Below are 11,341 nucleotides of genomic sequence, written 5' to 3' on the forward strand. Positions count from 1 at the left end.
TGGTTAAATTATTTATCACTGTTAAGTAATGGGTAAAAGAGAATCAAAATTACTCTATTAAATCATTTACCACTGTTAAGTGAAAATTAAATTTTTTTTATTGTATTGATTTTATGATACCACCAATCGCATCTTTCAGGATTTGAGCGTTAATGGTTTCCAGGATGTCACTTTTGTTAATGATATTAATGGCGATCAGACCATGAATAACAGAAAAGAAAGTAAAATATTTTTGTTTGATAATATCTTCACTTGGATTACTGTCCTTCATAACTTCAGCAATTACCGAGGTAAACAATTTGTAAGGTGCTTCCTGAGCCGAACATCGTTGTGCACAGCAGGTCATTTGAACACCAAACATTAATTGGTACATTTCAGTATTACTAAAAGCGAAATCCCAGTAGGTCATCCACATGGCTTCTAACTGATCTTCGGGTTTTTCAAACTTATCTTTTGCAGTTTGCAACTCTTTGGCCAGTTTCAAAAAACCTTTGCCGGTTAGTTCTTCAAGTATCGCTTCTTTATTCGAAAAGTATTCGTAGATAATTGGAGCAGTATACTCAATTCTGTCGGCAATTTTACGCATACTCAAACCATTCCAGCCTTCTTCTTTTACGATATCATAAGCAGCCCCAAGAATGTTATTTCTGGTCTCTTCTTTTTGTCTTAAAATTCGATCTTTACTAGCCATTTTATTTGAGTATTAAATTGTTTAACACCGTTAGGCAAATGTAGGACGGTTTTTCTGATTATGAAATAATTTTATCATAATATTTTCTTATCGTGTCATAGGTAATCAATAAAAACCTCGTGAAGCCTTTATTTTATTGAATATTTTGAAGTGTAGTTTTTTTTAGAAGCAGAACATTTTGGCACTTTTAAAACCATTTGTCCTGCTTTTCGCTAAATCTTTTTCTGTTCTCGTTAAAGAAACGAGACCAGAAAAAGGATACCGCTGCAATTAGGGCTATGAAAGGAGCTTTTGGCTGTAGAATTATAAGTTTTATTTATTTCACATTCTCTAATTCTCTCATTCACTCATTGTCACATCTCACATCTCACATCTTCACATAATCCATTTCAACATGCTCAATTCCTGCATCCAGGAAAAAAATATCGGTTTGTTTAAATCCGTTTTTGATGTAAAAACGACTTGCATTGACTTGTGCATACAAATAGATCTTTTCCTCATCTTTTAAATCCGCTAAGATTTTTTGCAAAATTGCCTCTCCAATTCGTTTTCCGCGATAAGTATTCAAAACGGCAATTCTTTCAATTTTAAAACCCTTTTCCAATTGGCGGTAACGTGCCGCTCCGGCCGGTAAGCCATTAACGGTAGCGAGATATTGAACAGCCTCTTCATCATCCATAGATTCGCGTTCCTGCGATACATTTTGTTCTTCAACAAATACTTGACGACGAATAGCAAAAGCAATTTCTATTAATTTGCTGTCGTCAATCTTTTCAACTTTTACAGTATTTCCTGTTGATTTTTGAGCAGATTCGCTCTTCATTTCTTTAATTGTGGTCATTCGGTCAAAAAGATTTTTAGTTTTTAAATTCTGGGTTACTTCGTGTATGGCTTTAAACAAATTATTTTCGGTATCAGTAAGTTCAATCAACGCTTCGGTCATAATTTGCCATAAAGGCTGTAATTGATCAATCATCTCGTTGGCTTTGTCAGTCAAGGTAATCAGGCGTTTCCTTTCGTCTTTGGCGTCTTTCGTCGAACCAATCAGTTCTTTTTTCTCCAATTCTTTCAGTAACGAAATAGTAGTAGGATGGGAGTAGCCAATTTCCTGTGAGAGTTCGACAACACTAATGGCTTTTTTCTGCGAAAGCACATACACCACCGGAAACCATTTGGGTTCAAAATCGATGTTCTGACTTTTGTAGAATAATTGTGCCTCTTTCCTCAGGTTCTCATTCAAACGCTGCAAAAGATTCCCCAATACCAATGACTTTGATTGCTCTAATACCATAAAAAATAATTTATATACAAATTTACGTAGTTAACTACATATATTCAAAAAGCTAAAGTAAATTTTAAGATTTATTTATCTTTTTTGACTTTTGTTATTGGCTAAAAGAAATTTGCAGGACCGAATTAAAAATCTGATCCTGCAAGTAGTTTTTTTTAGGTAAGATGTGAAAATGTGAAATGTGAAATGTATTTATTTAAGTATTACAACTTCCTCAGGCACCTTAAACAGTAACACACAACCGGTTTTAGAAAATACAGAGTGACTGCTTCCCGGTGGCATGTACATATAATCACCAGTTTTTAGTTCGTCTTTTCCGGATCGGACTTCGCCTTCAAGAACATAAATTTCTTCTCCCGAAGGATGAACATGATTAGGATACGAAGCACCCGCTTCAAATTTTAGTAAAAAAACAGTGGGTCTGTTTGTAGTGGGATCAACGTATAAGGACTTGGAAAAGATACCATCCGTTTTTACACCTTCTTCAATTAGAACTTTCCAGTCTTTTTCGCTGCTTCTTGTGATTTGTTTTTCCATTATAGTAATTTTTTAGTTTGTTTTATTTTTCGAAAGGATTTCATCTAAACTCCAGTGGTATTTTTCTACAGTAGACAAAAGAAAAGCTGCCATAGAAAAGGTAAATACAGAATAATCTAAAGGCTCTTTTGCTCCAAAAGAATAAGTCATGGCAAGTGCGAAGCCAAAAGTTAAAATGGCAGCGCCAACAGCCGCAAATTTCGTTTGGTAGCCAATGAACAGGAGTATAGCCAATAGTGTTTCCAAAAGAGTCGATGCAATAGCAATAGTTGGAATCCAGTTTTTAGGAACAAAAGAATTTACTTGTTCGGTATAGGTCAGAAAGTTTTCCCAACCTGAAGATTGCGTTCCCCACAATCCTAACCGACTTGAAACGGCGGATAAAAAACCTGCTGCTAAGGCAATTCGCAAAAGTAAAACGGCATATTTCTGATTTTTTTTCATCTTTTTGATTGCTTAATTATTACAATACAAAGATGCGGAAGGCAGTGTTGCTAAAGAATAGAGAATCCTCGAAAAAGCATGTAATCAATTGAGAAAGCAAACGTTAAAAACGATGAATTGGGTGAAATTACGAATGTGCAGTATTTTCTTTATAGGCTTTTGGGGAAGTGTTGGTGTGTTTTTTGAAGAAATTAGAGAAGTAAAAAGGATCATTAAACCCTAAAGCATAAGCGACTTCTTTTACCGATAGTTTCTCATAAGTAAAAAGGCGTTTGGCTTCGGAAATGATCAATCCGAAAATTACATTTTGAGCCGTTTTATTGGTATGCAGTTTCGAAAGTTCGTTTAGTTTCGATTCTGTTGTACCGATCAGCGCTGCGATTTCGTTTACAGAAAGATTCTTGTCGAAGTTTTGTAAAATAGCTTCCAGAAAGTGAAGAAACAGTGCATCGGGTTTGTAGATTTCATCCCCACGATTAATTTTGGTTCGGTTGATTTCGATCAATATCAATTCAATTCGGCTGTGAATAGAGGTGAGGTATTGATAGGGCATTTGTAGTAATTCTTTGCCTATCGTTTCTAATTCCTGAATAACAAACGGGCTATTGTCTACCACAATCATTTCATTCATTGCGAAATGACAAAAAAGTCCGTTATGGAAAATCAATTCCATATCAGTATCATCTTTGCAGAAAAAATCATAGGTGAATTCTAAAACAAATCCCGTGGCATTCCCTATGTTTTTAAAATAATGAATCTGACCGGAAGTAATGGTAACAACAGCATTTTCGGTTAAGGTAAATTCATTTTCATCTACGGAAATAACAGTCGAACCCGAAGTGCAATACACAAGTACATATTTTAAAACGCGTCTGGGCTGTTCTAAATCTGTCGCCTGATCGAATGTTTTTATCGAAACCATATTGAGGATAGTGTTTGATCAAAAGTAAGATTTATTTCATGAAGTTGATCAGAGAGGGTATACAGATTTGTTCTGTTATTACATTTTGGGGTACTGTGCGTGAATTTCTGTTCTGTGTAGTTGGAACGCACAAAGCACACGGATGATACTGATTCGCCATGCGAAAACGCGGATCAACGCGGATTTTTGCGATAGAAATATTTTGAAGGTATCAATTAACTTCTACCTAAAATAATATAAAAAAATCCGTGTCAATCTGCGTTTTCGTGAAACGAATCCGCGCAATCAGCGTTTCTTTATTATTATTCTGATAATGTTTTCAGCAATTGTTCCAGGTTGTCGATGCTCATTTTAAAGCCTTGTTCGAAACCCATTTCAATCATTTTTTCCAGACGTTCCAGCGATTCATTGAAAATTGAGATGCTCACCTTGGTAATGCCGTTTTGCTCACTAAAGCTATGATCCCAATTGGAGCCCGGCAGTTCGCGGTTTTCATTTTGGTCTGCAAAAGTATTGAACATCTTAAAATTGGTCTTTGGCGTAATCGAAGTGTATTCCTGAACCGCCCAGCGTTCCAGACCTTCGGGACTTACCATGGCGTAGAATCTGCGTCCGCCAACTTCAAACGTCATGTGTTTGGTTTTAGACGACCAGGGTTTTGGAGCTACCCATTGATCGAGAAGTTCTGGTTTTGTAAAAGCATCCCAAACCAGCGGAAGCTCTGCATTAAATTCTCGGTTTATGATTACCGTTTTGGTGGCTTTGTCTACGGTAAAATCAAATTGCAAATCGTTTTTCATTTGTTCTGTTTTTTAAGCGTTACTAATAGTTCGTCAAGCTGATTGAACTTGGTTTCCCAGATTTCCCTGAATTGGACTAACCATTGATCAATCTCTTTCATTTTTTCAATTTCAAGCGAATAGTAAATTTCCCGGCCTTGCTGTTCCTGTTTAAGTAAATCGCATTCTACCAGTATGCGAAGGTGTTTTGAAACCGATTGTCGGGAGGCGTTGAAGTTCTCTGCGATGGCATTTGGTGTCATTGCCTGTACAGCGATCAGCGTTAGAATTGACCTTCTTGTTGGGTCGGCTATGGCTTGGAAAATGTCACGTCTCATACTATTCTGATTTTAATTAAGAAACCAATTGGTTGCAAATATACGCGCAACTATTCGGTTTCGCAATTTTTTGTTGAATTATTTTTGATAAAATTCAAGGAAATGGTTTTTTAAGTAGCATAATGGTAGTGTTTTAGGTGGTTGTTTTAATGTTTCAAGTTTCAGGTTTCAAGTTTCAGGTTTCCGAAATGACAACATTGCGAAAAAATTCCGTAGGAATGAAATATTTCTAGATTCATAAAACGTGCCGTACCAAAAGCTCCGGCGGAGCGACATTTGCTAAATAAGATTTCACCCCGCAGTTTTTTTTTGAAATGGGATGAATTGTTTTTGTATAAATATTTCGTCCCGTTGGGACTTCATAAGAAATAGATGTAATTTTTTTCAGGACGTGACAAATGACAAAAATGCGATAAATGCTCGCTGAAATATAGATTTCTTATATTTGATAAATGAATGTAATTTATTGGAAGAAAAATCTTTCTTTTTTAAGTGGTTTTCTCTATATTTGAAGTTCTTAAATCTTCACAATTAAGATAAAATAAAATTTGCCCTTGTGCTATGTAGTAAAGTTTCGAAAGAGCTTTGACGCCGTGAAGAAGCGTAAGACTACTAAGGCATGAGGGTTTTTCTTAAATTCTTCAAATTATGAAAACAAACACCCTTTCCAAAGAAGCCGAAACAAGGCTTATTGATTTTTTTAATCACACCATCGATCCTACCGAAATGGCAAAAGCCATAAGACAAGCCAATCACATATTGGCTTTAGGAGTCATCAGAGAACACGAAATTCTGGAGAAAGAAAGAACCAGTCTGGAAAACAGCTTTTATTGGCTCAATGAACTGGCGGAGATTTTGAATCCTTATTTGTGTGATTAAGAGAATTTTGAATTTGTTAAAAAATGGAAAGCCTCGACTTTAAAATCGAGGCTTGAATTTATTTTAATTTTTTTTAATAAAATCAATCATAATTAAAACCATATTCAGTTAAATGTGAAGTAGGTAACTTTCCAGTTGGACTATAATAATCATGGACATCCCTTCCTCTTTCAGAAATTAGATGTAAATTCTTTCTAGCTCTTGAAGCTAATACATAAAGCATTTTCTTCGAATTTATAAGACCATTTTCATCCGTAAAATGAGGAACATAGTCATTCAAAAGAGCAAATCCAATCATTGTATCATATTCTTCACCTTTTACTCCATGAATTGTCGAAACTGTTATGCCTTCACGCTGTTTGAAAACTTTTCTGAAATTTTCAATGCTACCAATAAATTCATTTCCGTCATTTATTAATCTCTCTATTCGTTTTGCTGAACTATTAAAAAAAGAATCATAATGTTCTTGTAATGTTAAGAAAAGTTTTATTTCGACCTTTAATACGCTACAAATTTCTGCAAATGCTAATTTTAAATATTCTAATCCATTCTCCTCATCAAAAGAAATGGAATTACATAGCTTTAAGAAGTTTTTATTTGAAATTGATATATCAGCTCCAGCATTATAAAAATTTTCCAATATTTCTTTACTCCATCGAAGCCTTCTTACGTACAAATTAGGGGAAGGTTCCGTAAGAACAATTTTGGAGAGTTTGTACCAAAAGTTGTCTATATCGCGTGAAAAAGGCGCTAATCCCGGGCCATCAAAACTATAATCGGGTAGTTTAATCATTAAATTTCTAGATAAGCTTGCAAGATGAATCCATTGTGGAGCAACAATACATATTTCATTTGGAGAAACACCTTTTTCATTTATATTAAAGAGTATAAGCCTAACTATTTCATTAACTATATTTTCTTTTCCAATTGTTGGATTGAATGTTATTACACTTTTATATTCTTTATCTTCTCCTGAAGGAATAATTTGGTTATCAAATGTTTTGTAATAGTCAAAATAATTAATAATTCTAGTTGAAGACCTATAATTCTGTGAAAGAGAATATTTAACAAGAGGAAAATTCAATAAATCTTCTAAATCATTTTTTGACATGGCAAAACCTCCTAGTGATTCGTAGATGGATTGATTTGGATCTCCAACTATTAAAACTTTTGAATTTCCTTTATTAGCAGATAAAATAGAAGAAACAATATCATATTGAATTTCTTTCGTATCTTGATATTCATCAATTAGAATGAATGGAAATATTTTTGATAAAATACTACTAATAATTTTCTTTTCTTTTAATAGCCTATCAGAATAAAACAAAATTTGCTCAAAATCAATCTGTTTATTTTTCCTTAGTATTTTAAAGTAGTCATTAAGTATAGAGTTGACAATAGTTTTTTGTGCTTGGGTACATGAAGTTGGAATAAATTGTCCTTTTTTAGCAATATAATTGCATTGATAATGAGTGATTTTTTGTTTTTTATATGGTACACACAAAGTAGAAATTATTTCTTCAGATTCATGAGAATTTAAGATGCGAAATCCTTCTTTTAATTCATTTATATATAATGAATATGGTCGTAATATCCATTCTAAGCAAAAAGAGTGAATTGTACCAATCCAAAGTTGGTTTATATTAACGCCTAAAAGTTCAACTCTTTCTTTTATTTCATCGGCAGCCGCATTCGTATATGTAATTGCTATAATATATTGTTTTTCTGACTCTAATCGTGAAAGTTCATATGCGATTTTATAAGTTAATGTTCTAGTTTTTCCACTTCCTGGACAAGCTATAAGTATGATACTATTTTTTTCATAAATAGCATCTTCTTGCTCTTTATTTAAATCTCCTTCGTTCCAAGTAAACATAATTTATAATTTTTTTAAGATGTAAATTATTTGATCATCTGGAATAACTTTGACTAGATCATTTGTCAAGTCAGCTAAAGTAGCTTTTCCTTCCCCGAAATTTAGAAGAGTTTTGTTAACGACTGAAAAATCTAAATTTTCATCATCTCGTATATTAATTTTTATTCTGTATTTTATTAAATTAGCAATTAATGCTTCTGTAAAAGTAGATTTTGCAAATATAATTGCATCGATTATATAAGTTGGTATAATTACATATTCATTAATATATTTCCCTAACAAAATTGCAAACCAACCTTTGCCTTCTTGTTTAGCCATTCTCAGAATACGTTTGCCATATATACCAACTTCATCAGAATCTAGTTCTACTTTTGCTAATTTTCTAGTTGGAATATCAACATATACCTCCTTAATAGTTCCTTTTGCTTCAGGTGTATTTCCTGCTTTTATAAAATCGACTTCAAATGTATAGTCAGCATAAAATACTCTGACTAAATCATTATCTTTTATAAAATCATCTAATATTACTTTTCGTTCAATTCCAGCTTTATTTGATTTTTCAATTTTTTGTTTATAAGATTTTAATGTTTTTGAATCAGTGTCTAATATTTTAGTGTCAATTATCGCAGTATCTAAATCTGTTAAAATGCTACATTTTCTCTTCAGTCTATCATTGTGAAATAGTTGAGCTACATTTTGAAATCCCGTACTTCGAATGTTGATTAAACTAATACCTAGTTCATCTAAACTTATTCCAAAAACTTTTTTAACCATTAAAGGAATAAGAATTTCTTCAGCATCTCCTTCAATTAAAATTACACCTTTAGCAAAAAGTAGATTACTTCTGACGGCATCTAAATATCTTTCTAATTTATTAATGTTATCAGGCAAAAGACCATTGGAGGGTTGATAAACTTCAGCATAATTTCTTTTTTTTGCTAAAATGTTAATGTTACTAACATTACTTACTTCGGAAATATGAGTTGAATGAGTTGAATAAATAATCTGAGTATCTCCATAATCTAGTTTATCAAAAAGCGTTTTTTGAATATGTGTGTGAATATGTGCTTCTGGTTCTTCTATAATTAAGAAATTAGCAAATGTTTCTTTTGACTTTTGATATTTGTATTCTAATAATTTTAAAGTGAGGAATATTAAATTCGCTCCTCCCAAACTTAGTTCATGAATACCTCCTTCATAATCTTCTCCTGGTTCGCCAATAAATAATTTTAAAGATTGTAAAAGTTTATCTGCTTCTTCAGATAAACTTGATTTTATAGAAATAGAGGATGGGGAATAAGTTTCTCCAACCGCATCTTTAATTGTTTCTTTGATGTCAGATCTGATTGTTTGGACATCTGGTAGAGTCTCAATGCCAGTGTTTAATTCCTTTACAAGTTGGCTAATTGGTTCAAAATCAGAGTCTTTAATTTCTCCACTTTTGCTTTTTAATAAAGTTAATAATGGATTCGTTCTATTATTATGGAAATCAGATACGACATCTCGTAATGCTTGAATAAAAGTAAAAGAGATTTCTTTTGCAACAGATAACTGATGAGGAATTTTAATCCCATATTTAGAAGCATCAATAGTAGAATTGAATTTCACATTTTCAAAATCTCCAACCAAATCTTTATAAACGTCTTTATCTGTAAAATCAACAGTACTTTTTCCTGTAAAAAAAGTTTCATAGTTTTCAGTTACTGAAATTGTTTTTAATAATATTTCCAGGCCTTCCTTATCGCCTTCCTTAAGCTCTGATAATTTTTGTCTAATATCAGCTTTAGGCCTAAAAAATAAATTATAAGTTGCTTTTTTAACATTGTCTACAACAATTTCTCCAGTACCATGAATAAATAATGCCTGTATAGCTTCATCAGAACTAATCTCATCAAATTCAATACTAATTATAATCCAATGCCCTCTCCAATCACCAATACTTCTATTGAAATCGGCTTCACTTAGTTTGTAAGCGAATTGATATGAGGCATCTTCTAAAAGTAGTCTCATTGCTCTAAATAAGTTCGTTTTTCCACAACCGTTTTCTCCAATAATTGTGTTTATTCCTTTATTGAATTTGAAATTTGCATTTGCGAAATTTCTATAATTTACTAATGAGACTTTTGATATATGCATAATTTTTAAATTTATATTTTTTTAAATTTAAAGTATGGTAAATAAATAAAACTATGGAAAACCGTACTATTACAAATTTCTGTAAAACAATTTTAGAAATAAATTAAATAAAAGAAGCAAGTAGTTTTACCTGTTTTATTAAAACAAAAAAACAGCCCCAAATTAATGAGAGCTGTTTTTAAACAAATTTTTAAATTTATATTCCTAAAAATGCGTACAGTAATTGTTAATCACTAAAATAAAGACTAAACGCAGGTTACTCGTTTATAACATCCCCATCTTTAGTTTCTTCGCTGGCGATTTTTACCAGTTTATCTTTTAGGTTTAAATCTCCGAAAACTTCAACTTTGTCATCGATTTCTCTTCCTTTTTTAACGTCAATGCGGGTGGCTTTGTGGTTCAGGACTTTGATGACAAACAAACCTTCGGCTGAATTTACCAATGCCGATTTCGGAATGACAAACGTGCTGTCTTTGGCGTTAAGCGGTAATAATACTTCGGCTACCATTCCGGGTAATAGATTGGTTTGGGTGTTGTGAACGTCCATTTCGACTCTTTCAGAACGCAGTTTTAAATCTAAAGCGCCGGACATTCTGGTAATTTTAGCGCTAAAAGTGTCCGGAAGCGATTTTACATTGAAACTCATTTCGTCGCCATTGTGTAAATATCCGGTGTACAATTCCGGTACCGAAACGGCCAAACGCAATTTGTCCTGTTGCTGAATGGTTAACAAGGGCAAATCAGAACCTTTTCCGGCAGGACCTACAAAGGTTCCTAAATTGACATTTCTGGCAGCTACCACTCCGTCAAAAGGCGCACGGATTTCTAAGTACCCTTTCATAATCGAGATTTCTTTGTGTGCCGCGATGGCTGCCTGATATTGCGCGTAGTCTGAGTTTTTCTTTCCGCTGGCCATTTCTAAGTCGTTTTTAGAAATGGTTCCTTCGACTTTGCTCGTTTCGTACAAACGGTTGTAGGTACTTTTACTGGTCGCGTATATGGCTTCCATCGATTTTAATCTCGATTCGGCAGCAGCCAATTGCGAACTGATCTCAGGTGCTTCAAGAACAATTAAAAGCTGTCCTTTTTTTACTTTCGAACCAATATCTACTTTCAGCAATTTTACAAAACTGCTCACTTTGGCATACAAATCTACTTGTTGAAAACCGGTTAATTCAGCCGGTAAACGCAATTCTGTAGTCAGTTTTTCTTTGGCCAAAAGGAAAGTTTCTACTTTAGGTTCGATTTCCGCTTTGGGTGCTTCTTCTTTTTTCTTTTCACAGCTTAGTACAACTAAAGCTGTAAATAGTATCGCTGTAGATTTTATAATGTTATTTTTCATTTTTTGGTTTTATATATGTTTTTATAAGTATTCAGAAAGTATAAAAGTTTATCGAAGTGTTTTCGCGACGATCGTAACTTTCGACTTTATGACTTTCGACTTTATG

11 protein-coding genes are annotated in these 11,341 nt (G+C 33.2%); 1 reads left to right on the top strand and 10 read right to left on the bottom strand.

Translation table 11 applies throughout. The annotated features are described in order from the left end of the window. Nucleotides 1-97: 97 nt before the first annotated feature. From BHE19_RS18040 to BHE19_RS18070, 7 genes are all read right to left on the bottom strand, one after another. The gene (locus BHE19_RS18040) at nucleotides 98-691 is read right to left on the bottom strand and encodes a TetR/AcrR family transcriptional regulator (RefSeq protein WP_017495582.1); all 594 of its coding nucleotides are present in this window, start codon (nucleotides 689-691) and stop codon (nucleotides 98-100) included. Between the two features lie 367 nt (nucleotides 692-1,058). Then, nucleotides 1,059-1,982 (bottom strand): bifunctional helix-turn-helix transcriptional regulator/GNAT family N-acetyltransferase, encoded by a 924-nt coding sequence (locus BHE19_RS18045; RefSeq protein ID WP_070908241.1) that lies wholly within the window; start codon nucleotides 1,980-1,982, stop codon nucleotides 1,059-1,061. Between the two features lie 192 nt (nucleotides 1,983-2,174). Next, nucleotides 2,175-2,519: a cupin domain-containing protein gene (locus tag BHE19_RS18050; protein ID WP_070908242.1), complete on the bottom strand. Its 345-nt coding sequence runs from the start codon at nucleotides 2,517-2,519 to the stop codon at nucleotides 2,175-2,177. A 12-nt stretch (nucleotides 2,520-2,531) separates the two neighbouring features. Next, the gene (locus tag BHE19_RS18055) at nucleotides 2,532-2,963 is read right to left on the bottom strand and encodes a MauE/DoxX family redox-associated membrane protein (protein WP_070908243.1); all 432 of its coding nucleotides are present in this window, start codon (nucleotides 2,961-2,963) and stop codon (nucleotides 2,532-2,534) included. A gap of 127 nt (nucleotides 2,964-3,090) precedes the next feature. Beyond that, nucleotides 3,091-3,885, bottom strand: a complete 795-nt coding sequence (locus tag BHE19_RS18060; RefSeq protein WP_070908244.1) for a helix-turn-helix domain-containing protein — start codon at nucleotides 3,883-3,885, stop codon at nucleotides 3,091-3,093. A gap of 302 nt (nucleotides 3,886-4,187) precedes the next feature. Further along, nucleotides 4,188-4,685 carry an SRPBCC family protein gene (locus BHE19_RS18065; RefSeq protein ID WP_070908245.1) on the bottom strand — a complete coding sequence of 166 codons (498 nt, stop codon included), beginning with the start codon at nucleotides 4,683-4,685 and terminating at the stop codon, nucleotides 4,188-4,190. Then, nucleotides 4,682-5,002 (bottom strand): ArsR/SmtB family transcription factor, encoded by a 321-nt coding sequence (locus BHE19_RS18070; RefSeq protein WP_070908246.1) that lies wholly within the window; start codon nucleotides 5,000-5,002, stop codon nucleotides 4,682-4,684. The genes BHE19_RS18065 and BHE19_RS18070 overlap by 4 nt, the downstream gene beginning before the upstream one ends. 648 nt (nucleotides 5,003-5,650) lie before the next feature. On the opposite strand from BHE19_RS18070, the gene BHE19_RS18075 reads away from it, so the two are divergent. Beyond that, complete coding sequence (locus tag BHE19_RS18075) at nucleotides 5,651-5,881, top strand: hypothetical protein (RefSeq protein ID WP_070908247.1); 231 nt, start codon at nucleotides 5,651-5,653, stop codon at nucleotides 5,879-5,881. An 82-nt stretch (nucleotides 5,882-5,963) separates the two neighbouring features. Here BHE19_RS18075 and BHE19_RS18080 read toward each other — a convergent pair whose 3' ends face one another. The 3 genes from BHE19_RS18080 to BHE19_RS18090 form a co-directional block, all read right to left on the bottom strand. Next, entirely contained in the window at nucleotides 5,964-7,757 is a 1,794-nt protein-coding gene (locus BHE19_RS18080) for a UvrD-helicase domain-containing protein (RefSeq protein WP_070908248.1), read from the bottom strand. A gap of 3 nt (nucleotides 7,758-7,760) precedes the next feature. Further along, nucleotides 7,761-9,893: an ATP-dependent nuclease gene (locus BHE19_RS18085; RefSeq protein WP_070908249.1), complete on the bottom strand. Its 2,133-nt coding sequence runs from the start codon at nucleotides 9,891-9,893 to the stop codon at nucleotides 7,761-7,763. Between the two features lie 256 nt (nucleotides 9,894-10,149). Further along, nucleotides 10,150-11,235 carry an efflux RND transporter periplasmic adaptor subunit gene (locus BHE19_RS18090; protein WP_070908250.1) on the bottom strand — a complete coding sequence of 362 codons (1,086 nt, stop codon included), beginning with the start codon at nucleotides 11,233-11,235 and terminating at the stop codon, nucleotides 10,150-10,152. Nucleotides 11,236-11,341: the final 106 nt, after the last annotated feature.

Source organism: Flavobacterium tructae, from assembly GCF_001853485.1.
GTDB lineage: Bacteria > Bacteroidota > Bacteroidia > Flavobacteriales > Flavobacteriaceae > Flavobacterium > Flavobacterium tructae.

What these genes read in the sequence shown, in the direction of transcription:
- BHE19_RS18090 (WP_070908250.1), bottom strand. Translation starts at nt 11,235, where the DNA reads ATGAAAAATAACATTATAAAATCTACAGCGATACTATTTACAGCTTTA.
- BHE19_RS18070 (WP_070908246.1), bottom strand. Translation starts at nt 5,002, where the DNA reads ATGAGACGTGACATTTTCCAAGCCATAGCCGACCCAACAAGAAGGTCA.
- BHE19_RS18060 (WP_070908244.1), bottom strand. Translation starts at nt 3,885, where the DNA reads ATGGTTTCGATAAAAACATTCGATCAGGCGACAGATTTAGAACAGCCC.
- BHE19_RS18085 (WP_070908249.1), bottom strand. Translation starts at nt 9,893, where the DNA reads ATGCATATATCAAAAGTCTCATTAGTAAATTATAGAAATTTCGCAAAT.
- BHE19_RS18065 (WP_070908245.1), bottom strand. Translation starts at nt 4,685, where the DNA reads ATGAAAAACGATTTGCAATTTGATTTTACCGTAGACAAAGCCACCAAA.
- BHE19_RS18080 (WP_070908248.1), bottom strand. Translation starts at nt 7,757, where the DNA reads ATGTTTACTTGGAACGAAGGAGATTTAAATAAAGAGCAAGAAGATGCT.
- BHE19_RS18050 (WP_070908242.1), bottom strand. Translation starts at nt 2,519, where the DNA reads ATGGAAAAACAAATCACAAGAAGCAGCGAAAAAGACTGGAAAGTTCTA.
- BHE19_RS18045 (WP_070908241.1), bottom strand. Translation starts at nt 1,982, where the DNA reads ATGGTATTAGAGCAATCAAAGTCATTGGTATTGGGGAATCTTTTGCAG.
- BHE19_RS18040 (WP_017495582.1), bottom strand. Translation starts at nt 691, where the DNA reads ATGGCTAGTAAAGATCGAATTTTAAGACAAAAAGAAGAGACCAGAAAT.
- BHE19_RS18055 (WP_070908243.1), bottom strand. Translation starts at nt 2,963, where the DNA reads ATGAAAAAAAATCAGAAATATGCCGTTTTACTTTTGCGAATTGCCTTA.
- BHE19_RS18075 (WP_070908247.1), top strand. Translation starts at nt 5,651, where the DNA reads ATGAAAACAAACACCCTTTCCAAAGAAGCCGAAACAAGGCTTATTGAT.